General features: G+C 59.0%; 21 protein-coding genes and 2 pseudogenes. 11 read left to right on the top strand and 12 right to left on the bottom strand.

Translation table 11 applies throughout. From position 1 onward, the window contains the following. Window positions 1–8: 8 nt before the first annotated feature. The 5 genes and pseudogenes from QA649_RS37770 (at window position 9) to QA649_RS37750 (ending at window position 5,757) form a co-directional block, all read left to right on the top strand. Window positions 9–2,924 carry a formate dehydrogenase subunit alpha gene (locus QA649_RS37770; RefSeq protein ID WP_283021589.1) on the top strand — a complete coding sequence of 972 codons (2,916 nt, stop codon included), beginning with the start codon at window positions 9–11 and terminating at the stop codon, window positions 2,922–2,924. Window positions 2,925–2,936: 12 nt separating this feature from the next. Continuing rightward, a complete protein-coding gene (fdh3B, locus tag QA649_RS37765) occupies window positions 2,937–3,533 on the top strand; it encodes a formate dehydrogenase FDH3 subunit beta (RefSeq protein WP_283021588.1) in 597 nt (198 codons plus the stop codon). Between the two features lie 58 nt (window positions 3,534–3,591). Then, the gene (locus QA649_RS37760; RefSeq protein WP_283021587.1) at window positions 3,592–4,605 is read left to right on the top strand and encodes a formate dehydrogenase subunit gamma; all 1,014 of its coding nucleotides are present in this window, start codon (window positions 3,592–3,594) and stop codon (window positions 4,603–4,605) included. 240 nt (window positions 4,606–4,845) lie between these two features. Next, window positions 4,846–5,352 carry a transposase gene (locus QA649_RS37755; RefSeq protein WP_283021586.1) on the top strand — a complete coding sequence of 169 codons (507 nt, stop codon included), beginning with the start codon at window positions 4,846–4,848 and terminating at the stop codon, window positions 5,350–5,352. A 154-nt stretch (window positions 5,353–5,506) separates the two neighbouring features. Next, window positions 5,507–5,757, top strand: a pseudogene (locus QA649_RS37750) (transposase). Window positions 5,758–6,839: 1,082 nt separating this feature from the next. Here the strand turns inward: QA649_RS37750 and QA649_RS37745 are convergent. Then, complete coding sequence (locus tag QA649_RS37745) at window positions 6,840–7,256, bottom strand: cytochrome c family protein (protein WP_283021585.1); 417 nt, start codon at window positions 7,254–7,256, stop codon at window positions 6,840–6,842. A 178-nt stretch (window positions 7,257–7,434) separates the two neighbouring features. Here QA649_RS37745 and QA649_RS37740 point away from each other — a divergent pair, with 178 nt between their 5' ends. From QA649_RS37740 to QA649_RS37715, 6 genes are all read left to right on the top strand, one after another. Continuing rightward, on the top strand, window positions 7,435–8,283 hold the full coding sequence (locus QA649_RS37740; protein WP_283021584.1) for a LysR family transcriptional regulator: 849 nt from the start codon (window positions 7,435–7,437) through the stop codon (window positions 8,281–8,283). Between the two features lie 34 nt (window positions 8,284–8,317). Next, the gene (locus tag QA649_RS37735) at window positions 8,318–8,449 is read left to right on the top strand and encodes a hypothetical protein (protein WP_283021583.1); all 132 of its coding nucleotides are present in this window, start codon (window positions 8,318–8,320) and stop codon (window positions 8,447–8,449) included. Window positions 8,450–9,300: 851 nt separating this feature from the next. Next, on the top strand, window positions 9,301–9,915 hold the full coding sequence (gene folE, locus QA649_RS37730; protein WP_283021582.1) for a GTP cyclohydrolase I FolE: 615 nt from the start codon (window positions 9,301–9,303) through the stop codon (window positions 9,913–9,915). Then, the gene (locus tag QA649_RS37725; RefSeq protein ID WP_283021581.1) at window positions 9,915–11,465 is read left to right on the top strand and encodes an FAD-dependent oxidoreductase; all 1,551 of its coding nucleotides are present in this window, start codon (window positions 9,915–9,917) and stop codon (window positions 11,463–11,465) included. The genes folE and QA649_RS37725 overlap by 1 nt, the downstream gene beginning before the upstream one ends. 275 nt (window positions 11,466–11,740) lie before the next feature. Continuing rightward, window positions 11,741–12,514, top strand: coding sequence for a patatin-like phospholipase family protein (locus QA649_RS37720; RefSeq protein WP_283021580.1), 774 nt, complete (start codon window positions 11,741–11,743; stop codon window positions 12,512–12,514). A 527-nt stretch (window positions 12,515–13,041) separates the two neighbouring features. Next, window positions 13,042–13,419 carry an XRE family transcriptional regulator gene (locus tag QA649_RS37715; RefSeq protein ID WP_283021579.1) on the top strand — a complete coding sequence of 126 codons (378 nt, stop codon included), beginning with the start codon at window positions 13,042–13,044 and terminating at the stop codon, window positions 13,417–13,419. A 123-nt stretch (window positions 13,420–13,542) separates the two neighbouring features. On the opposite strand, the gene QA649_RS37710 is transcribed toward QA649_RS37715, so the two are convergent. The 11 genes and pseudogenes from QA649_RS37710 to QA649_RS37665 form a co-directional block, all read right to left on the bottom strand. After that, window positions 13,543–14,181, bottom strand: a complete 639-nt coding sequence (locus QA649_RS37710; RefSeq protein WP_283021578.1) for a YjbE family putative metal transport protein — start codon at window positions 14,179–14,181, stop codon at window positions 13,543–13,545. A 524-nt stretch (window positions 14,182–14,705) separates the two neighbouring features. After that, a complete protein-coding gene (locus QA649_RS37705; RefSeq protein WP_283021577.1) occupies window positions 14,706–15,257 on the bottom strand; it encodes a DUF488 domain-containing protein in 552 nt (183 codons plus the stop codon). 34 nt (window positions 15,258–15,291) lie between these two features. Continuing rightward, window positions 15,292–15,717 carry a GreA/GreB family elongation factor gene (locus tag QA649_RS37700; protein ID WP_283021576.1) on the bottom strand — a complete coding sequence of 142 codons (426 nt, stop codon included), beginning with the start codon at window positions 15,715–15,717 and terminating at the stop codon, window positions 15,292–15,294. Between the two features lie 148 nt (window positions 15,718–15,865). After that, entirely contained in the window at window positions 15,866–16,210 is a 345-nt protein-coding gene (locus tag QA649_RS37695) for a DUF488 family protein (protein ID WP_349254088.1), read from the bottom strand. 55 nt (window positions 16,211–16,265) lie between these two features. Next, window positions 16,266–16,748 (bottom strand): hypothetical protein, encoded by a 483-nt coding sequence (locus QA649_RS37690; protein ID WP_283021574.1) that lies wholly within the window; start codon window positions 16,746–16,748, stop codon window positions 16,266–16,268. A 468-nt stretch (window positions 16,749–17,216) separates the two neighbouring features. Beyond that, entirely contained in the window at window positions 17,217–17,654 is a 438-nt protein-coding gene (locus tag QA649_RS37685) for a hypothetical protein (protein WP_283021573.1), read from the bottom strand. An 808-nt stretch (window positions 17,655–18,462) separates the two neighbouring features. Next, the gene (locus QA649_RS37680; protein WP_283021572.1) at window positions 18,463–19,146 is read right to left on the bottom strand and encodes a hypothetical protein; all 684 of its coding nucleotides are present in this window, start codon (window positions 19,144–19,146) and stop codon (window positions 18,463–18,465) included. Window positions 19,147–19,482: 336 nt separating this feature from the next. Continuing rightward, complete coding sequence (locus QA649_RS43025) at window positions 19,483–19,719, bottom strand: SDR family oxidoreductase (protein WP_349254054.1); 237 nt, start codon at window positions 19,717–19,719, stop codon at window positions 19,483–19,485. Beyond that, window positions 19,644–20,162 carry an SDR family NAD(P)-dependent oxidoreductase gene (locus QA649_RS37675; protein WP_349254053.1) on the bottom strand — a complete coding sequence of 173 codons (519 nt, stop codon included), beginning with the start codon at window positions 20,160–20,162 and terminating at the stop codon, window positions 19,644–19,646. The genes QA649_RS43025 and QA649_RS37675 overlap by 76 nt, the downstream gene beginning before the upstream one ends. A gap of 186 nt (window positions 20,163–20,348) precedes the next feature. After that, window positions 20,349–22,170: pseudogene (locus QA649_RS37670) on the bottom strand (glycoside hydrolase family 15 protein). Between the two features lie 86 nt (window positions 22,171–22,256). Continuing rightward, complete coding sequence (locus QA649_RS37665; RefSeq protein WP_283021571.1) at window positions 22,257–22,625, bottom strand: BA14K family protein; 369 nt, start codon at window positions 22,623–22,625, stop codon at window positions 22,257–22,259. Between the last annotated feature and the right edge of the window lie 223 nt (window positions 22,626–22,848).

The following is a 22,848-nucleotide window of genomic DNA, read 5'->3' as shown; positions in this document are numbered from 1 at the left end:
AGGCGACCGTGCTGATCAAGAGAACCGAACGCGAAAAGCGCCGCGGCTCGCTCGCCGACTTCGGTGGATCGAACGAGCATCTCGATCGTCGCACCTTCCTGCGCCGCTCGGGCCTAGCCGCTAGTGGTCTCGCTGCCTTGGGCGCCTTGCCGCTCACGGGCGTGCGCCAAGCGAAAGCCGGTCCGCCGGCCGCACCGGGCGCTGCGGTCACCATCCACAAGAACATCTGTACGCATTGCGCCGTTGGCTGCACGGTTACTGCGGAAGTATCCAACGGCGTATGGATCGGCCAGGAACCGAGTTGGGATAGCCCGATCAACAGAGGTTCGCATTGCGCCAAAGGCGCTTCGGTCCGTGAGCTGGTGCACAGCGAGCGCCGGCTGAAATACCCGATGAAACTTGTCAATGGTGAGTGGACTCGCATCAACTGGGATCAGGCCATTGACGAGATCGGCAACAAGATGCTGGAAATTCGCCGAAAATCCGGACCGGAATCACTCTATTGGATGGGCTCGGCGAAATTCTCCAACGAAGGCGCGTATCTCTTCCGAAAGATCGCGGCGTTCTGGGGCACCAACAACAACGACCATCAAGCGCGTATCTGTCATTCGACCACCGTCACCGGTGTAGCCAACACCTGGGGCTACGGCGCGATGACCAACAGCTTCAATGACATCCGCAACTCCAAGACCATGGTTTTCATGGGCTGCAATCCGGCGGAGGCACACCCGGTCTCGCTGCAGCACATGCTTGAAGGCAAGGAGCTCAACAGGGCGAACTTCATCGTCATCGACCCACGGCTGACGCGCACCGCCGCTCATGCGAACGAGTATGTCCGCATTCGTCCCGGCACCGATATTCCCGTTCTGATGGGAATGATGTGGCACATCTTCAAGAACGGCTGGGAGGACAAGGAATTCATCAAGCAGCGTGTCCACGGTTTCGAAGATGCACGCAAGGAAATTGAAAAGTGGAATCCGGAAGAAGTCGAACGCGTCAGCGGGGTGCCCGGCGCGCAGCTTGAGCGCGTTGCAAAGTTGTTTGCGACCGAAAAGCCGTCGACCCTGCTCTGGTCCATGGGCCAGACTCATCACACGGTCGGTACCGCGAACGTTCGCGCCAGCTGCATGTTATTGTTGGCGACCGGTAACGTCGGCAAGCCGGGGACCGGCGCCAACATTATCCGCGGCCATGACAATGTGCAGGGCGCGACCGACATTGGTGTCGATACCGTAACGACGCCGTTTTATTACGGTCTCAGCGAAGGTGCATGGAAACATTGGAGCCGTGTCTGGGAGGTCGACTACGACTATTTGGTCTCCCGCTTCGATTCAAAAAAGATGATGGAAACTGCGGGCATTCCCCTGACGCGCTGGTTTGATGCCGTTCTTCTGCCCAGGGATCAGGTTGATCAGAAGGACAACGTGCGAGGCATGTTCGTGCAAGGACACGCGAGCAACAGCATCACGCGTATCCCGGAATCAATGAAGGCGTTGCCGCAGCTCGATCTACTGGTCGTCGCCGATCCGCATCCCACCACCTGGGCTTCGCTCGCTGTGGGCGCCGGGCGCAAGGATGACATGTACCTCCTGCCGGTTTGCACCCAGTTCGAAACCTCCGGCTCGCGCGTTGCCTCCAATCGCTCGCTGCAGTGGGGCGAACCGATCGTCAAACCCAGCTTCGAGTCCAAGGATGATTATCAGGTTCTGTACTTAATCGCGAAGAAGCTCGGCTTCGCCGACCAAATGTTCAAGAACATCAAGGTTGAAGGCGACCGTCCGATTCCCGAGGACGTCCTGCGCGAAATGAATCGGGGAAGCTGGAGCACGGGCTACACCGGCCAATCGCCGGAGCGGCTGAAGGCGCACATGAGGAACCAGCACAAGTTCGATCTGGTGACGCTGCGAGCGCCCAAGGACGATCCGGAGGTCGGCGGCGACTTCTACGGTCTGCCCTGGCCATGTTGGGGCACGCCGGAGCTCAGGCATCCCGGCTCCCCCATCCTCTACAACAGCGACGCTGCCGTCATGGACGGCGGAAATGGATTCCGTGCGCGTTTTGGAGTGGAGCGCAACGGCCAGACGCTGCTTGCCGAAGGTTCATATCTGCCGGGTTCGGAGATTAAGGACGGCTATCCGGAATTCACGATGGGCGTTTTCAAGAAATTGGGCTGGGACAAGGATCTTACGGCTGAGGAACTGGCGACCATCGAAAAAGTCGCAGGCAGCCCCGGCAATATTGATTCGGTGTCATGGTCGACCGATCTTTCCGGCGGCATCCAGCGCGTCGCGATCAAGCACGGTTGCTCGCCTTACGGCAACGCGAAGGCGCGGACGGTCGCCTGGAATTTGCCGGATCCGATCCCGGTGCACCGCGAGCCGATTTATTCGCCGCGCGTCGATTTGATCGCGCAATATCCGACGTTGCCTGACGCGAAGCAGTTCAGACTGCCGAATATCGGGTTCTCGGTACAAAAGAGCGCGGTCGACAGGGGCATTGCCAAGGCGTTCCCGCTGATCGTTTCCTCGGGGCGCCTGGTCGAGTACGAAGGCGGCGGCGAGGAGACCCGCTCCAACAGGTGGCTCGCCGAGTTGCAGCAAGACATGTTCATCGAGATCAGCCCCGCGGATGCGGCCGAACGGGGAATCAAGGATGGCGGCTGGGTCTGGGTCACGGGAGCCGAGAACAGCGCCAAGGCGAAGATGAGAGCGCTGGTGACCGAGCGCGTCGGCAAAGGCGTGACCTGGATGCCCTTCCATTTCGGTGGCTGGTTCGCCGGCGAGGATCTGCGATCGAGATACCCGCAGGGCTCCGATCCGATCGTGCTCGGCGAAAGTGCCAACACGATCATGACCTACGGCTATGACCCCGCAACCGGCATGCAGGAGCCCAAGGTCAGTTTGTGTCAGATCAGTGCGGCTTAAGGAGACGATGCCATGGCTCGTATGAAATTCCTCTGCGACGCCGACCGTTGCATCGAGTGCAACGCCTGCGTGACCGCTTGCAAGAACGAGCACGATGTCCCGTGGGGAATTAACCGCCGGCGCGTCGTGACCATCAACGACGGCAAACCGGGCGAGAGGTCCGTCTCGATGGCCTGCATGCATTGTACGGATGCCCCATGCCAGGCGGTATGCCCGGTGAACTGCTTTGTCACCACTGATGATGGCGTCGTCCTACACTCCAAGGATCTCTGCATCGGTTGTGGTTATTGCTTCTACGCTTGCCCGTTCGGCGCGCCGCAATATCCCCGCGTCGGCAACTTCGGCTCGCGCGGCAAGATGGACAAGTGTACCTACTGTGCCGGAGGCCCCGAAGCGGACGGCTCGAAGGAAGAGTATGCGAAGTACGGGGCCAATCGGTTGGCCGAAGGCAAACTGCCGCTTTGCGCCGAGATGTGCTCGACAAAATCGCTGCTCGCCGGTGATGGCGAGATCATCGCGCAGATCTACAAAGAACGCGTGATGAAACGCGGTTACGGCTCTGGCGCCTGGGGCTGGAAGACCGCGTATCGCGAGACCGTCGCATCTTGATCCTAGCGCGGCGGTCACGGCTTGGCTGCGTTCGAGACGAGCCTCAGGAGGATATGAGATGATGGTTGTTGCCACCAAATTCCGCGTCATCGTTGGAGCGCTGGCATTCCTCGTAATAGCGTTTGGCGCGCAGTCCGCGAGCGCACAGCAACCAACGTCGGTCAACCCTCAGGCGAGCGCAGTGAAGGAAGGTCAACTATTCCAAGAGCAGAATCGTATCTCTGGTCGCTGTACCATACCTGATCAGAAGGCCTGCACGATCGAGCAGCCTGCCGGTCGAGATTGGCGCCATTTCCACGAGGTGACGCTGCGCTGGATCGGGAGCCTCGTCATCATCGGTATTCTGGCCGTTCTCGTTGGCTTCTATCTCTGGCGCGGCATGGTGAAGATCGAGAGTGGGCGATCGGGCCGTACCGTCGTGCGGTTCAATGGCTTTGAACGGTTCGTGCACTGGGTGACGGCCACCTGTTTCATCATTCTCGCCCTTTCGGGGCTCAACATAACCTTCGGCAAGCCGCTACTGTTGCCTCTCATCGGCCCGGAGCCGTTTACAGCCTGGTCGCAATCGGCAAAGTATGCCCATAACTATCTAAGCTTTCCATTCACGATCGGTGTATTCTTGATATTTCTCATGTGGATCGCGGGAAATATCCCCAATCGGGTCGATGTGGAATGGCTGAGGAGGGGTGGCGGCATCGTCGGTCATGATCATCCGCCGGCTTACCGGTTCAACGCTGGTCAGAAGATGATCTATTGGATCGTCGTTCTCGGTGGCGCCGCTGTGGCTGCTAGTGGCTATGTCTTGATGTTTCCATTCTATGGGACCGACGTCGCCAGCATGCAGGTCGCTCAGATTGCTCACGCCATCGTCGCCGTGTTTTTCGTGGCTGCTATGATCGGGCACATCTATATCGGTACAGTGGGCATGGAAGGTGCGTTCGAAGCGATGGGAAGTGGCACCGTCGATGTAAATTGGGCCAAGGAACACCACAATCTGTGGCTTGAGGAAGAGCAGGCGCGAACCGGACCGAACGAGAGCCAGCGGCAGTCGGCCGCCACTCCGGCGGAATAGCCGCGAGAAGAACGTTGCGGCCCTCATAGGTCTTAGCGCAACGCCGTCGAATACTGCGGCCGTCGACTACTCGGTTGAAGCCGCGAAGAGATCGAGGGCGACGAGCCTCTAGAAGGACCAAGGGACCATGACCGTGACGAAGACTACGACGGATGTCTCTGCCGTCAAACAGCTTTGGCGTCGGAAAGGAGTTCCTCAAGCCACTGATCGAGGCCGCTGTGCAGGAGATGCCCAAAGCCGATGTTTGAGCGCTATCAGCCGTCGGAGAAGGCGCTGGTTGCGGCTTTCGCCGAGATGTACGTGCAGGGGCGTCTCGACCCGGAAGGAAGCAGGTCATCGAAGACCTGGTCGGCCAAGCCTTCTTGTCAGCGATCAGCGCGATCGACAAGCGGCTGGATGCCTCTGAAAGCCTCCTACGAACGCGGGCTGAGAGAGCCATTTCCCTATCTGATCCTAGACGCCCGTTACGAGCAGATCCGGGAAGATAGGATCATTGCCAGCCACGCGGTGCTGATCGCGATCGGCGTCGACGGGGAAGGCCGGTCCACGTGCTCGCGGTCGACCTCGCCAGCCGGAGAGCTCGATCGAGCTGGAAAGAGTTTTTGGAAGGGCTTGATTCTCGTGGCCTTGCATGAGTCGAGTTCGTCGTCTCCGAAGACCATTTGCTTATGGAAGGCAATCCCCGAAGTTCTCACCGGTGTGTTCTGGCAGCGCGGTTATGTTTCGTCGACCTTGCGCGGCACATAGTTGAGCGCATTGCGCAGGAAGTGCGCCGGCTGACGCCTCGATCAATTCGCCATCGACGAAGGCTCAATGACGATTGCCTGCTCGAGTTGCACTGGATGTACGATCGGCGCGACCTCTCGGAGGTGCGGCGCGATATGGCGGCTTGGCTCGCCAAATGGGGAGGCAAATCCCCCAAGCTCACCGGCTGGGTAAGAGAACATCGGCGAGGCTCTCACCTACTTCCGGCCTGCCGCCAGCGCACCGCAGGCACATGAAGTCGACCAACATGTTGGAGCGCTTCAATGAGGAGATCCGGCGGCGGACCTACGTGGTTCGGCCTTCCCCAATGCCGAGAGTTGCTTGCGGCTGGTGCGCGCTTCACCGCCGAGCACCACAAGACCTGGCTCGAGGATCATCGCTGCCTAACATGAACCTGCTGAAGGAACACAAGGAGGCACTACGCCAGGCGGCCTGACAACGCTCAGGCCCACCAAGGGGATGCGCGCCAGCCCTTCCGCCGCAGTCGCTCACCCGGTGCGCTTCTGGGTGAGGCCAGCGACGGCGGCTCCGAGGGAATGACTCAACCGGCCCCATGATCGATTTTGCTGAACTTGACGCACAGAACTGCTCGGTCATTTCTTCGGAGTGACGCCGTCGTTACGATCGTTGGGGCGAGGCTGCATTCCGGGCGGCGAATCCCCCTGGGGGCTCGATGCCGGCGTACCGCCGGACGTCGTATCAATAGGCCCAGGATGACCTTGTGGCTGAGGTTGGTTCGGCGCAGCTGTAGTCGGGTTACTGGCGGCCGAGTTAGCGGCCGGATTGTCGGTGGGATCAGAATTGGAAGATGACGTTTGTGCAAGCGCGACATCTCCAATAAGCGCAGCGCCTACCACCAGTATCGCTGTTCCGCGCATATCGTTCCTTCCTCCTTGGTTGTTATGACAACCGTTGCGGCAGCCTCACGTTCCGTGTCTCGTCTCGCTTCGGGTGTGCTGGCTTGACCAATGCCTCAATGCCCTTTGTCGATTTGCTGAATTGTGGAGGCCAGCATGCCGTCGATCAAGCGGAAGCCGGCGATGCCGCGGTTCAGCCATCAGCCGCTCCTTCCCTTTTTCATTTTGCCCCCGAAACGTTCAAGGGTGCGAGGTGAGACAACTTGACAATAACTTTCTCACGCGTGGCGCGACGAGGCCACCCACCATGTCACCTTGAGCCTCGCCAATGGTCTCAGGCGAGACATATGTTGCTCGCGGCACGGTAGTCTTCGGCGGCTCGTATATTCGCAAAGCCGCCGCCAAGCGCTTCGGTCGCCGCCACCTCCGTTGGCGAGTAAACTTAGTTCGGATCGGTAGAATCCAGATTCTAACGTTCGCCATTCCCTGCTGAAGATCGTTCCCGGTCGTGAACACGCGGATCGCTTCGCCGAAGGTGTCTGGCTGCTGATCCATGGCTGGTTCTTTCCTTTAAGGACCAAGTAAGTCGCGGGACCCTCCCACGCGGATCGATCATCGGCTAACCTGCTTGCCATCTGCGGCGAATTGTTTCAGGTATGCGATGACGTCCGATATTTCCTGACTTTTCTTCAGGCCAGAGAAGATCATCTTTGTGCCAGGCACGACTGTGGTCGGCGCCCGGAGATAAGCGGCTAACGTCCGCTCGTCCCACACCAACCCTGAGTTCTTATTCGCCGATGAATAGCTATAGTTTGGGTATTGCCCGGCCGGCCGGCCAACGACTCCATTCAGCACTGGCGCAATTCCATTTTGAGCGTTAGGGCCGATCTGATGACAGGCCATGCATTTCTTAAAGACCAATGCACCGGCGTCCGGGCTGCCCGAAGGGGGGATGGCAGCAGCCTGGCCTCGCGCTGACGCGGCTGCGATAAACATAAGCGTAAGCACCAGCGTCGAGATTGGGTTCAACTTCTTCGTCCTCGACAGTCCCGACCGCCAACCTTTATTGCGCGGATTGAGTGTCTGTTGCCGGCTAGTCAGGGCCGCGCGCGGTCGCTCGTTTGGTGAGCGCTACCCTCCCATTGAGTAGTAGAGCAGACAAACGAATTTCATTGACATTTGTCCTCATTGATTATGCTATGAAACCATGGACATCGAGCTCGCCAGAACTTTCATAGAGATCGTCTCCACGGGGAGCTTCATCAAAGCTGCCGACCGGTTGCATGTCGCACAAACTACGGTTAGTGCACGTGTGCGCCTCCTTGAGCAGCAGCTCGGACGCCCCCTTTTCGTTCGCAATAAGGCCGGCGCAAGCCTTACCCCGGCCGGTGAACAGTTCCTCCGCTACGCTCCGACATTCGTACAGTTGTGGCAGCGCGCAAAACAGCAGGTCGCGGTACCTGAAGGACACCGCGCAGTTCTGACGGTTGGAAGCGAGGTCAGTTTGTGGCAGCCGCTTCTGCTCGAATGGGTCAGAAAGATGCGGCGCTCACACCCAGACATTGCGCTTCGCGTGCACGTTGACGTTCCTCAAGATCTAATCACGCACGTAGCGGCCGGACTCGTGGACATCGCGATCATGTACGCGCCGCAGCATCGACCTGGTCTGGAGATCGACCTGCTAATCGAGGAAGAGCTCGTACTGGTAACAACCGACCCCAGAACATATCGCGCAGATGATCCCGGATATGTCCACGTCGAATGGGGACCGGATTTTTCGCTTCATCACGCGGTAAGTTTTCCGGATACGACCCCCAGCATGGTGGCCAACCTTGGTCCTCTGGCCCTTGACTATGTTCTGCGGGAGGGGGGGTCCGGCTACTTCCGAATGCATGCCGTTCAGCCTCATCTAGCAACAGGGAAACTCCATCTGGTCCCTGGTGCGCCTCACTTCTCTTTCCCGGTCTATGCAACGCACTCGACGAACGTGGATGCGGCTACATTGGGTGCAGCGCTCACAGTGTTGCGCTCGGTCGCAAAATTGGAAGCAAAATAACCGACGCTTGCCTGATAGTCATCCTCAGCTCGAGATGATCAAAGACATCTTTCGTGTTGCGCCAGTCGAGGATATTCGCAGTGTGAGCAGCGTGGACGACAACGAGCGCGGTCTCTTCAACCGGCGCATCCGCCGTCCGGCGATGGGTGCGGCTCTCAGCCAATAGTCTTTTCCAAGGTCGCGCCTGTGCATTGCGATGTGGTTCGTCTTACCGCGTTGGATCTCGTATACGGTACATCCTGGTCGGCGCGGTATACCGCGATCAAGCGAATCAGAGAGCGATTGTAAGCCGAGGCGCCGGCGAGCACCGGAAGCGGGGTCACCCCGATCAGCAATTCGTCGCGGTTTCTGCGGTCACGGTGACGCTGTCAGCTGGTCACATCCAGGGATCGATCATCGTCAGACCGGCGGCATTGCACGCACTCCTGTCGCGCGGTACTACGGCGAACCATGCGCGGCGGCGTCGCGGCGAGGTAGCCCTCGGGTGTGGGCAAGCCTCTTCTGGCGCGCGCCTTCGGCGAGTTTGGCATAGCGCCGCGCCGCGGCGGGTTCGAAGGGCAGAATGCGGACGGCGAACAGATCCAGCACGCCGTCGAGCGCAGCTGCCAGCCTGTCCTTACACCGCGCCACACAGAACGCATCAGTAAGAGATCGTGCTGGACTTCCGCGACAATTTCCAAACATGGAGCATGAACGTTGTCCTCAAGTCACAGGCAAATTCGTTTGTCTGGAGTAATCGTTCGGCTCACGATGGGCAGAGCCTAAGGCCAGTTGATCTTCAATGAGGTCCAAAGGTGTTTCGCGGCCGAAGCTCTCTCGCTAAACGGCAGCGGTCCGAAACAACCGAGTGAGAGGATCGACTTGTCGATTGCCGGTGCATCTTGCGAGACGTGACCTCATCATTCTGCACCGCTCGTCAGTCTACGTAAGTTCGGGAACTTTTGTGCTCACGGACCATCCAATGAACTCCATCATGTGAGCCAAGGCCTCGCTTCGACCGCCTTAGAGGGAATGCCGATGAATCCAAAGGTGCATATTCTGAACCGAGAAGTGCCGCAACCGGAGACCCAAAGGCCAAGTCGAGCGGAAGTCGAGGCAGCGGTACGGACCATCATCCGATGGACCGGCGAGGATCCCGACCGAAACGGCCTGGTCGAAACGCCGGCTCGCGTGACCCGTTCGTTGGAGGAATCCTTCTCGGGCTATGGCCAGGATCCGGCCGAGATTCTGGAGAAGACCTTCGAGGAGATCGAGGGGTACGACGAGATGATCGTCCTGCGGGACATTCGCTTCGAAAGTCATTGCGAGCACCACATTGCACCTATCATCGGCCGGGCCTGGGTGGCCTATATCCCGGATGGGCGCGTGGTCGGGATCTCCAAGCTCGCCCGCGTAATCGACGTATATGCCAAGCGCCTGCAGATTCAGGAGCGGATGACGGCGCAAATCGCCAACACCATAAACGATGTGCTTAAGCCGCGGGGCCTTGGCGTAATCATCAAGGCAACGCATCACTGCATGACCACCCGCGGCGTGCACAAGCCCGGCACCGATCTGGTCACCAGCCGAATGTTGGGCTGCTTCCGCGACAGCACCCTGACACGCCGGGAGTTTCTCGGCATGGCCGCTTGATGGCGGCCTTTGAAGGAGCGAAACTGGTGGAAGAAAGAGCAAAGCCCATTGGGCCAGACCTTACGGAAGGCATCGCGCTGAGCATGTTCACGAGGGAGACCCTGCTCGGGCATGTAGGCGATCAGGATGTTTTGTTAGTACGCTCCGGCATAGAGATATTTGCCATCGACGCCCATTGCAGTCACTATCACGGACCCTTGGCCGAAGGGCTCGTGGTCGGCGAGAGCGTCCGCTGCCCCTGGCACCATGCCTGTTTCGATTTGCGGACCGGCGAAGCAATCCGCGCGCCGGCACTCACCCCGGTCATGGTCTGGCAGGTCGACTACGAGGGAGATCGCATTTTCGTTCGGAGAAAGCGCGAACAGTCTAAGGCGCGCGGTAAGGGACCCGTTGATACACCGGACCGGATCGTGATCGTCGGAGGCGGCGCGGCCGGCTTCGGTGCGGCGGAGATGCTGAGGCGGCAGGAGTTCCGCGGCAGCATTGTCATGCTGAGCAACGATACCGTGTCGCCAGTCGATCGCCCGAACCTATCAAAGGAATATCTCGCTGGCAGCGCGCCCGAAGAATGGTTGCCGTTGGGTTCAGGCAGCTTCTATGCTGAAGCCGGTATCGATCTGCGGCTCAATACGGAGGTTCTCTCGATCGATACCAAGGCGCGCTCCGTCGTCGTCGCAGGTGGCGACGATATTCCCTTCGACCGCTTACTGCTCGCGACAGGTGCGGAGCCGATGAAGCTTCCGATCCCGGGCGCTGACCAACCGCACGTCCATACGCTGCGTTCGCTTGCGGATTGCCGGGGGATCATTGCATCTCTGAACGCCGCACGCCGCGCAATCGTGATCGGTGCGAGCTTCATCGGCCTCGAGGTTGCGGCGGCATTGCGTGCAAGAGATGTCGAGGTCCACGTGGTCGCGCCGGAGCGACGGCCGATGGAGCGCGTGCTTGGACCCGATATGGGGGAGTTCATACGCGCGCTGCACGAAGCGAAGGGCGTTATCTTCCATCTCGGTGATACCGTAGCCGAGATCGATGGCAATTGCGCGAAACTGAAAAGCGGCGGCGTGTTGGAGGCCGATGTTGTGGTCGTCGGCGTCGGCGTGCGCCCGCGACTCGATCTAGCTGAACGGGCTCGTCTTTCGCTGGAGCGCGGAGTTAGGGTGAACGCCTATCTTGAAACCAGCGTTGCGGGCATCTATGCGGCGGGTGATATCGCGCGCTGGCCCGATCCGCATTCGGGCGAAAATATCCGGGTTGAGCATTGGGTAGTGGCGGAGCGTCAAGGGCAAACCGCTGCTCGGAACATGCTAGGACAGCGTGAGGCATTTGAGGCGGTGCCGTTCTTTTGGAGTACGCATTACGACGTGAGGATCAACTACGTGGGACATGCCGAGACGTGGGATGAGATTGCTCTCGACGGTAGCATCGCTGCAAGGGACTGCCTATTGCGATACAAACGCAGAGACCGCGTGCTTGCGGTCGCTTCGATGTGCCGCGACCTTGTCAGCCTACAGGCTGAACTAGCCATGGAGCGAAACGAGATGCCCTGACACGACCTGGCCTGTTACCGCCACCATCTCCGCTGTGCCGCGCTTCAAGCCGTTTCAGGGCCATTCAGCTTGTAGAGCTTCGCGCAAAGATGTTTCTAATCCGCGACTTTGCGGCCGCGCAATGCCGCAGCTAACCCTTTCCGACCGTAGGAGCCGGCATCGGTGGCCAGCCACGAGCGATCAAGATCCGCATTTGTGTTCGCAGGCGGGGGCAGCTTGGGTGCCATTCACGTCGGCATGCTGCACTCGCTGCGAGTCGTGGCATTGCCGCCGACATGGTCGTTGGCTCAAGCGTCGGCGCGCTAAATGGCGCCTATTATGCGGGTAATCCAACGGTCGAAGGGATTCAACGACTGGATACGATCTGGCGTGGATTGCGCCGGAGCGATGTATTTCCGCTAACGTGGCGGACCACGATGGGTCTTCTGTATCGGAGGGACTTCCTTGTTTCGTCGGATGCGCTGCGCCAGCTGGTCGACGACAATCTCGGCTACCGCAATCTGGAGGATGCAAAGATCCCGCTGCACATCGTTGCGACCGACATCTTGACGGGCGGGACCGTCGTGATGTCGGACGGTCCAGCAGCGCGAGCCATCATCGCAAGCGCCGCCATTCCGGCGGCTTTTGAGCCAGTGTACTTCAACGGCCTCCATCTTGCAGATGGGGCAATATCGAGTAACACGCCGGTCACCGTAGCGGTTGCGAGGGGCGCGAGGCGCCTGATCGTTCTTCCTACCGGCTACGCCTGCGCTCTGCAGCAGCCGCCAGCCGGGGCCGTCGCAAATGCCTTGCATGCACTGACCTTGCTGATCGGGCGCCAACTAACGAACGAGTTACAGGGCCTTGATCATAGCATTGATTATTTTGTGGTGCCGCCGCTTTGTCCGCTGACCCAAACGCCGTATGATTTCTCGAAGGCCAGCGAGCTGATCGAACGGGCCGCGATGAGCACCGAAACTTGGCTTTCCGAAGGAGGTCTCGACCGTCCCCGCGTTCATGCCCAATTGAGCACGCACAAGCATGAGCACCGGCATAGGCACAGGCATTAGGTCACCGAATGCGGCCGCCCGAGAAAGAGAACCGAGTCATAGTCCTCGTCGTCGCGGTTTACCAAAGAGCGATCACGGACTGGCGAGATCTGGTCGTTTCACTTTCGGGGAACGCCCTCACGTTCTGCTGCTGATCGACGTGACGATGGTGCCCCTCAGTCCTTTTGGTCGATGCCGCGGAACTGGTGCTCTTCGCAGGATCAGCTACTCAAAAGACGCTGAGGTTTGGCGTCTCTTGTCGGGGCGGCGCTGCTAGGTAGCGTGACGAGAATAGGCGGAGGCATGTATGTGATGTACTCTTTGCTGGGATCTCCACCGCGCTGCGCCGCTTCTTACACTGCCGCTGCCATGGCCCGTGCGACGGTGGCGACTGCAGGTAGCCTGCTGCATGTACCCTCATCCGCGCCCGCGATTGCCGGGTGGCACTTTGTTTCGGACTACGCCAGATGGCCATACGCCGGGAATGAGGTGGCGCCAAGATGCGACGCGGGAGGGCAGTTCAGTCTACAGTCGCAGAATTTACCGACTTGTTCCAAGAGCAAAACAACGCGGTATTCTCACCCGCGCAAGGGGAAGTGCATAAGAGATCTACGATCAAGATCACAGGGCGATTGATTGCGGCCGCGCGCGGTCTCGCGGGAGTCAGTCGGGAGGAGTTTGCCGGAGCTGCTGGGATCCCGGTTGAATGGATAGCCCTCATGGAGGTGAGCGGCAGCGCCTGGCTCAACTCAGAAAGCGATGCCGAAGCTGTAATCCGCGCCTTCGAGAGGTTTGGGGTCGTTGTTATCGATGAGGATGCCAGTATGGGGGCCGGCGTTCGATTGAAATTCACTCGCCAGGACGTGAAACAGATCAGTCGGCTGGAAAGCGAAGGTGGTATCGTGCGCTCAGACGACGCGCCATGACAATTCAGATGGATAATCTGGGCTGCGGGGCTGTGATTCCAGCCGAAGATCCGATGGCGGCGCCTGGTTCAACTCCGGCCGCGCGAGCGGTTCGAGACTTTCTGACGTCAGGCAGCGTCATCATTAGCTTATCAACGGCAAAACTTCGCTCATCCCGCGCCAGATCATATCGACGGCGACATACAGGATGACGAGTAATCCCGCATACGCGATCCATCGATGCCTGTGCAGGAGCCGGGCTATATAACCCGCCGCAATGCCCATCAAGGCAACTGATAGAGAAAGTCCAATGATCAGAACGGTGAGATGCTCTCGAGCGGCGCCTGCAACAGCCAGCACGTTATCGAGAGACATTGATACGTCGGCCACGATGATCTGACTTGCAGCCTGAGCAAAGGACTTGCGCGGAGCACGATCGGAAATTGTCCTGTCATCGTTGACGTCCATAGTGCTCATTGTTTCGATTGCGTCTTTAGCGGAGAACCGCAATTCTCGGAACACCTTCCAGCTCACCCAGAGCAGAAGAATGCCGCCAGGGAGCACGATTCCTACGATCTGAAGCAATTGAGACGCCGCCGCAGCCAGTGCTATGCGCAGGATTGTCGCCGCGATTATACCGACCAGCACAGCTTTCGTGCGTTGCTGCAGCGGCAATCCCGCCGCGACCAATCCGATGACTATGGCGTTGTCACCGGCCAAGACCAAGTCGATCACTACGACTTGAAGAAGTGCCATGACCTCGTTTGAAATGAAGTGGAGCATGGCCGCGGTTTCTGACTTCCGAATGAGGAAGGCGCGATCAGGTCTGTTGGACTGGTTGATGCGTCACAACGATCGAATAGCTACGATGAGAATGATCAGAGCTCCAGCACTCGTTGAGGCTCGCTAAGCCAGCCGCAAATCCGATGAACGCAAACGCGCCCGAAGCATCCCACATGGTAATGTCGGCACCCTGACGATCGGATGACAAGCGCCAGGCGGCCAATGCGACGATGGCCGAGTTCGCAACCGCGATTACACTCATCGATCCCAGCCTAAGAGGTTTCGAGTCACAGGCGCAAGGCCGCCAAGTGGAATCGCGACCGCGAGCAAAAGAACCGCGGGGACAAGATACTGGAGCTTGGTCTGCAGGATCGTTGCGAGACGGCCGCCATTCTGCTTGGTAGACATGATGCCTCCGCAACGCTCTCATCGCCGATGATGCCCAGATCGAGGAGAAGCGTTAGGAGAGAGGTAGGTGTGATGCGTAACTCAGACAAAGGAATTCAATTGACGCTTTGCTGCAACTATATTGTTCTTGGAAAAGGCGAGGCAGGATAATGCAGCGTGCCGTCTGGCAGTAGGACAGCGCCTCGAGTCAGAGATGCTTGCACGACCCGATAGTTCGTCAAAATATGGAACACCGTCTCGCCCTCCGTGATGAGATAGTCGGCAATGATCCTTCGATGGCACCGCCACCAGACGGCCTCGGCACACATTATTGCAGATGTGGTGCAATGTCCAAGTTTGCGCAGCCTGGCGAGGCCGCACCGAAATTCATCGCTCATCGCATAGTCTGCAAAATTGTGAAAGCTACGATTGTTCCAAAATGCATTCACGGTCGCCGCAACGTCTAGTCTTTTGCCGCGGAGGCCCCCGAGCCCGGCGATATGTTCATAGCCGATATCCAGTTCGGACAACGCGCGAGCAAGGCGCGCGGCATTGTACTGCGGGTTGCAAAGGGAACGTGGAACGCTTCGAACATCGACGACGAGCCTGACCTCTTGCGATCTCAACAGGCTCACGAACTCGCCGAGGGAGCGCGTCGAGTGCCCGATTGTAAAAAAACGATGCGCCATGCTCAATATCTTCGGTCCCGATTACTCCACTCCTTCAACTTTCATCGCGCGCAGTTGACAGCCTCCTCGCTTGCACTTCAAGAACCGCGAGGCTGCGCTCCTTTCCCTGCTCGGTCCATTGGATCGACTGTCCCGGCCCAAGACCAATCAGCGCAATTCCAACTGGACTTAGCACTGAAATGCAGTGGCTGTCTTGAGCCTCCTCCGGGAAGACAAGTCGAGCTTTGCGAATTCGTGCATCTCGATGATCCACGAATTTCACGTCACAGCCGAGCCTTACGACCGAACTCGGAGCAACATCGTCTGGCGCAGCATCCGCGCGCTCGATCTCCTCGCGAAGAAAGCAAGCAACTTCTGTCGCCGGCGCGGAGCCAATCAACGCGAACAAACGCTCTCTGTCCGAAGCCGTCAATAGGATGGAGGGCCTTTGCTTAACGCGATCGCGCTGGAAGTCGTCCATGATTGTCGCTCCACCACGTTTTCAAGCGTCTTCCGGACCCCGCGAAGGTGACGAACTCCACTTACACAAGATCCAACCGATAGATGACGTTCGCCCAGCGAAGATGTGGTCGGCCACCGTGGTAGGAAGGCGACCGAGAACGAGACGCTCATGGGATGCGTCGGCCAAGCAAGATCTCTCTCAGAACGACAGCGTCGTTATGAGCTCTATCATGAGCTGCAAAGACGAGTGTAATCCGCCCTCCTTGGGCGAGAGCGCGCAGTTCGCCGAGCCGATCGCGGTGCTGATGTAGCTCTTCGGAGTAGCGGCGCCGAAACTCGTGCCATCGAGCGGGGTCGTGCCCGAACCACCTCCGCAGGGCAGTGCTCGGTGCGATGTCCTTGGCCCACAGATCAATCGCGGCATCCACTTTCCTGATACCGCGGGGCCAAAGTCGGTCGATCAGTATTCGAGTGCCGTCACGGGGGAGAGCGGTATCGTATGCCCGCTTCATCTTGATGTTCTGCGCAGCAATCGTCCTGCCCATCGATCCTCCTCCCGCATCTCAATTAATCTGTTGCCATCCCGCGCGATGATCGTGTAACGGCCGGGTTCTGTGCAGCTTCGCTGACTACATCTATCGGAGCGCCGGAGTTCTTGATCTCCCGCTGCATGCTGTTTCCCGAAATGGCGATTGACATAAATAGGATTCCCGCGACGACCCAAAACGTCAATCTGCCGCTACCGTCGTGCGCCCAGGGTGGGGTAGGGCGGCGACGAGCATGTGACGGCAGAAGATCGATCAAACGAACCGCTATGATGCTCGCCTCCGACGGGGACCATTGCGCGCTATCCGACTTCCAGATCGTGGCAGCAAGGCTGTTTGCTGCCTGAGCCCTAGACAGCTGGGACAGACGGGACGCCTCCTGCCAGGGATCGATGTTCTGACGCGCGAGCAGGGACACGACGCTCAATGTCATCTCATCGGTCTCGCAAACCGAAGCGAACAAGAAAGCGTCATACTGGGATTCGCGACGAGATAGTTCAGTCATACTACGCTCCCACTTTTCGAAAAAATACCCAATTGACGAAGGGCGCGACGTCGCGGCGCTATAGAGCCTCTGATACTGCGCGCGCCATCAGCAGCGCCTGACAAATGAGACTCGTGACAATTCATATTCATAGAATTGTCTAGCTCCGTTGAGCCTTCGATGCTGAAGCATCTCTCCTTGTCCGCTCCGGGAGGCCGAACGAGCTTGCTGAGCGAGTAATCTTGGGGGGATCGCTTGCTGGAAATGTACCCTCCAGCTCCTCATCCAATTCGTGGTCGATTTCTCGCTTTGTTCGCTGTGTGAAGGAGTCTCTTGCAGTCATCACGAAATCTCCGTCGTCTTCATGCATGCGGGCGCACGATTTGGGGGGCCTTCGGCGCCGATTGTTCGATCCAACATTGCCTGAAGCGTTTGCCTTTGCAGATCCACGCGGAAGATTCGAGGAATCATGAAGGTGGACTGATCGAGCTAGGTGACCAACGTTTCGAGCTGCTCGACTTGCTTGCGATGTAGCAACAGCAAATACATAAGCTTCGCATTGAGTTTTGAATCGAAGATGTTCAGGATGGCTTCCTCGATCATGTCCGCCAACCTAGCCTGATTGTGACTTGCAAAACCGATCCGTCTTCGGAGGCTGCAATCGGTGCTGGGAAGAGCGGTTGTCGTGTTGCGAGGAAGTATGTTAGCTGCTCCTCTGGCGACAAGTTCCTTCTTGAGGAGGACGCAAATTGCCCCCTGACCCAATTCGGCTTCGAGGGCGATGTCTGCAACATGCGAATCTGCCGCGTGTCCGATCGCCGCATATGCAGTGATGCCGATGCGTTCACTTTCAAGAAGAAGCTTGAGGAAATTTATTATCTCCTCTTTGGACCAATAGCCAAAATATCTGGGGTCGGCGTCGCTCATCCTTCGAGGAGTTGGCGCGAATTGTTGGATCGTGTCGTCTGAGTGCGCTTGTTGGGGTAACCGAGAGTTCGGCATGATTTTTTGTTTCCCTGCGAGAAGAGATGAGGATCTTCAGTCTTTTGACTCTTTGGATTGTCTATTTCATCGCCTGCCGTGCACAACTACGCGTCATTCGCTCAGTTTCTACAAGCGAAAGTTATTGTCATTTTGCATCAAGAATGTTGGTGGCGTTGGAGGAGTTATAGTGCAGTTCGCGAGCAGCCCTCTTCGACCGCATACGCGAATGAACATTGCACCGGACCTTCGCTCCCATTCTTTGGACGGTCTACTCGCGGCCTGAGCCGGGTGGAGGCATGACGCCTGATCACTCGTTGAATGTTCGTCCAACAATGAGCAGTCAGGGCTTTTGATTTGTTGGCAACAGCGCCGATGAGGTTTCACGTCGGATCGATCTGGGTCAAGAAAGAAGACCAAGCCTGGCTATAGAACCAAGATCGTCGCTGCAGAAACTGACAGGGTGGGCTTCTCCAGCAGGCGAACCACGCCGCCGCCGGGCGGACGTGTAACGCACGCGCTAAGCGGATCGAGTAGGCGGTATTGCAAATCGGCATCGGAAAGGCGACTTTCCGGCTTGTCGCAGGCCCGCTCGAGATTGCAAGCGATGCGCCGTTAGACATCGTCGATCAACGAGCGACGTCTGCGATCAGAACGTCGAATTTCCCTCGGACGCCCTCAGTGTTCGTCGCAACAAGGACGATCACGACGACGAGCAGCACTTCACTCATACGCTCGTCGTCCGTGTCGAAGGTCAGGAAAACTTCTCCGCAAACTGCTTTGCTAAAGCATCGGCAGTAGCATCTGCGATCTGATAGATGTGGCTTTTCATTTCTTCCCAAGTGTGAGCCTCGGCATCATACTTGTGATCCTTCAGCTGCTGGATCTGCTGGATGTGATGACCGCCGTGCGCCAAAAGAAGATTGTTCACTGCGTCCTTCGGTAAATAGGGGTTTGCTTTGCTCAGGAGGGTGGCAATCTCCTCGGCGTTCGACGTCAGTGTCTGAGTTGCCGCGCCTTGCTTGGCAGCGTCGCTTGCGACGGTCGCCACAAGATAGGCCTTTACGGCACTATAATGCCCCGCGAGGAGCTTGAAGAAGGCGTCCTTGGCCCCCGCTCCGTAGAATGGCTCGATGCTTGCGGCGATGGACCGGGCGTTGGCCACGGCTTGTTGCTCTGCAGTTTTTGCGACATCGTCCTGCTTTTCGATCGTGGCGAGTGAGACCGCCCTTACCCAGAAGATGTGCCCGATCCAAAGATCTCGAAGCATCGCTGCGGTCTCGAACGTTTTATCGGTTCGAGCCTTTCTCTTGGCGGCGTGAGAATGTCTGCTCGCCGCGGATGCGCTTCCGGAGAGCGGCACGAGCGCTGCGATAGCGGCACCGACGGCTAAAAGCTCCCGACGATCGGCGACCTGTCGTACTACGTTTCGTGACATTGAAGCCTCCTTGGGCGATTCTGTACCGCTTTGCTTGTTTGTTTGAAGGCTTGTATTTCATCAGAGATGAGATCCCGCAAACGAATTTCATTGTCATTTCAATACAAGATCCGTGCAGTTCTGATGCAAAAGCACGTCGCTGAAGCCTTCAGTTGTGTCGTTTCGAAATGCGACCGCAACGCAGACGTGCTGAGTATCGCAGCGGGTGCAAAATCGAGATCGGCATTGCATGAAGGGCTGCATAAGGCTCGCTCACTGGGCAGCACAGCGATCCGCGACGGCACTGAGGCGCGACGGGCCGATCGGTCGCTAGGCCCACCTCTTCGACACGACCGCCTAGCCGGCGGTACCGCCGGTCGCAAACCCGGGGAACAGCATCATGCCACCGTCGATGAACAGGGCCAGGCCCGTGACGTAGTCGGCCGCATCGGAGACGCGCCAAGCGACTGCCTGGGCAACATCGTCGGGCTCGCCTATGCGCTTGTAGGGCACAAGCGTCATCGGATTTTCGCAGGCCTCCTTGGTCTCCCAGGCGGACCGATTGATGAGCGTCCGAATGGCGCCCGGCGCCACGCCGTTGACGCGGATGACACTCCTGGGCGACGCTTCGCATCATCTGCATGACGCCGCCTTTGGATGCCGCACAGTTCGCGTGCCCAGCCCAGGGTATCTCCTGGTGGGCAGAGGTCATGCGAAAGAGCTTGCCGGCGGCCGAGATGTCCTTCACGACACCGCGTCTCCTGAACTCGCGGACGGATTCCCGGGCACAGAGGAACTGGCCGGTGAGATTGACGCTGAACCTTATTCCACTGCTCGATGGTCATGTCGTGAAAGGGTTCGTCGCGCTGCAATCCGGCGTTGTTCACCACGATGTGCAGCGTCCCGAAATGATCAATCGCCCGAGCGAACATCGAGCGGACATCCTCCTCGTTGCTGACGTCCGCATTAATCGCGATCGCTTTCCGGCCACCGGCCTCGATTTCATGGACGACCTTATCAGGCGCGGCGGGATCCACGACGTAATGACGACAACATCCGCGCCCGAGGCGGCCAGTCCGAGCGCGACCGCGCCGCCGATCCCGGAGTTTGCGCCCGTCACCAGCGCAGGCTGGCCCTCCAGCACAACCGGAAGCGTACGTGTGGGCGCGAGCGCTCGCCAGGACCGACTGGAGCGGTCGCGGCGGTCGAGTTCACTACCATCGCTACCTTCTGAGCGGAGCCCGCCCTTCCTTGCCCTTATCGGGAAGGGCCTTTTTGCCGCCGCGGTGCTCCGACGGCTTTTCGCAGTGCGTGAGGTTGTGGGCGGTGTTGAACAGCGCGATGTGGGAGAAGGCCTGCGGAAAGTTGCCGACGAGGCGCCGCCGCGAGGTGTCGTACTCCTCGGAGAGCAGGCCGACGTCGTTGCGGAGCGCAAGAAGCCGCTTGAACAGCGTCTTGGCATCCGCGTCACGGCCGATTAGATGATACGCATCTGCCCAGCCAGAAACTGCAAGCCAAGTACATGACTTCGCCGGGCGGGAGACCGTCCTTCGTCGCACCCGTATCGTACCGCCGCACCAAGCCGTCCGCGAGCAGCTCGCGTTCTATCGCGTAGATGGTCGCGATCACGCGCGGATCCTCGGGCGGCAAGAAGCCGACGGCCGGTACCAGCAGCAGGCTCGCATCGAGCTGCGGTTCGCGGTAGACCTCGACGAACGTCTGGCGCCCTTCATCGTAGCCGTGCCGGCATACGTCTTCGTGGATCGCGGCGCGCTGCGGCCTCCCACTCCTGAACGGCCCATGCATGTCGAATTCGGCGGCCGATTTGATCGCCCGATCGAAGGCGACCCACGCCATGATCTTCGAAAAGGTGAAGTGCTTTGCTCCGCCCCGAACCTCCCAGAGGCCTTCATCCGGCTCTCTCCAGATACGCTTGAGATGGTCGAGCAAGGCGCATTGGATCGCCCAGGCCCGCTTGTTCTCGCGGAGTCCGCCGCGGCGAGCCTGGTACAAGGCGTCCACAGACATCGAGCTGAAGCTGAGTTTGCGCCACGTTTCCGATCCGGACTGGTTTCGTCATTGCCCGACAGCCACGGGATCTCCCATTCGGTCAGGCGGCGCTCGCCGGTGACCACGTACATGATCTGAAGTTGCTTGGGACTTCCCGCGACAGCCCAGACGAGCCAATCCCGCCAGGCGCGCGCCTCGTCGTAGTAATCAGCTCCCCCGAGAGCCAAGAGCGTCAGCGTGCCGGTCGCGAACCCAGCAGAAGCGGTAATCCCAGTTTCTTGGCCCCCCGATCTGCTCCGGGAGGGGCTTCGTCGCCGCGGCAACGATGCCGCCGCTCGGCCCGAACGTCAGCGCCTTCAGCGTGATGAGGGATCGCAGAACCGCCTCCGAATACGGCCCCGCTGCCTTGCAGCGGCTGGACCAGTCGCGCCAGAGGGCTCCGCCTGTTTCAGGAGGGCCGCGGGGTCTTCCCGGGTGTTAGGATCCTGGTAGGAAATTTGGTGCGAGAGAACGAAAGCCACGCGCTGGGGCCGGTGTGACTGAAAAGGAGCCGACGGTCTTCATCGCTTCGCCGCGCATGGTCACGTCGGTCCTGAGGATCAGCATCGACTCCCCGACGACCATGCTGACCGCGCCATCCTCAAGCCGGCTCACCCATGGCACGCCGGCCCCGTAGTCGAAGCGCGCCACCAGCTCGCTGTGCATCTCGACCTTGCCCTTGATGCCTTCGACTGATCTGACGACCTTAGACAGGTCGGTTTTCGGCGGCATGAAATCGCTGATGCGGACGCTGCCTTGGTCAGTCTCGAAGATTGTTTCCAGGATCAGAGTGCCGGGGCGATAACGCCGCTCGGCCGCAGAGCGGCCGGCCGGAGACAGTTTCCAGTAGCCGTTCTGCCCATCGCCGAGCAGCTTCGCGAAGCAGCTATCCGAATCGAACCGGTGAAGACTCAGCCAATCGATCGAACCGTCGCGCCCGACCAGAGCTGCAGTCTTGCAATCGCCGAGCAACGCATAGTCTTCAATCTTGGCCATTTGGACACCCGATACCCCAAATGGATGTCCTGTCCTCCGGTTCCATTCCCCGCCTGCACTTTCGACGGGAGAATCATCAGAACGCGTCAGGGACAGGGGTGACGCTCTCCATCGTATCCCAGATAGGTGCCTGAGCCCGGATCGTAGGAGCGATAGCGCTGCGCGCAGTAGGCGTCGGCATTTGCACGCGCTTGGCTATTTGCGATCGCGCTGCCGACGATCGCGCCGGCGGCCAGCCCGCCCAGGACGGCCGCGCCGTTACCGTAGTAGCGGGGTCCGTGCCAATGATGGTGCCGGTACGGCCCGTGCCAATGCCGATACTGAATCTGCTGCACGCTCGGCCCAGGACCGGTTGTCGCTGTCGGCATCAGGGGGGCGGCGATTGTCGATGAAGCAGCCGACGAGAGCATCGCCCCGGCGGCCGCAACGACGATGAAAGTTCTGCGTCGCGTCATGTCGGGCTCCGTGTTGTTGAGGATGTTGGAGCAACAGCGGGTTGCCCGCTCCGTTCCGAAAACACGGGGCCCGGCGTCAGAGAGTCGCAGAAAATGAAATCTTCGTAAGGCGCGCACACCACACCGCTCGCTCCGCAGCCCGACGTCTAGCTGCTTCTCTGCAGAGAGCTACGGCGCCGACCAAAAGTCAGTCATGATGTCTCGCCCTCCTTCTCCTTGCGCA

The sequence above is a fragment of the Bradyrhizobium sp. CB1717 genome, assembly GCF_029714325.1.
Lineage (GTDB): Bacteria > Pseudomonadota > Alphaproteobacteria > Rhizobiales > Xanthobacteraceae > Bradyrhizobium.
The sequence above is the reverse complement of the archived record's forward strand: the minus strand, read 5'-3'. Positions and strand labels throughout refer to the sequence as shown.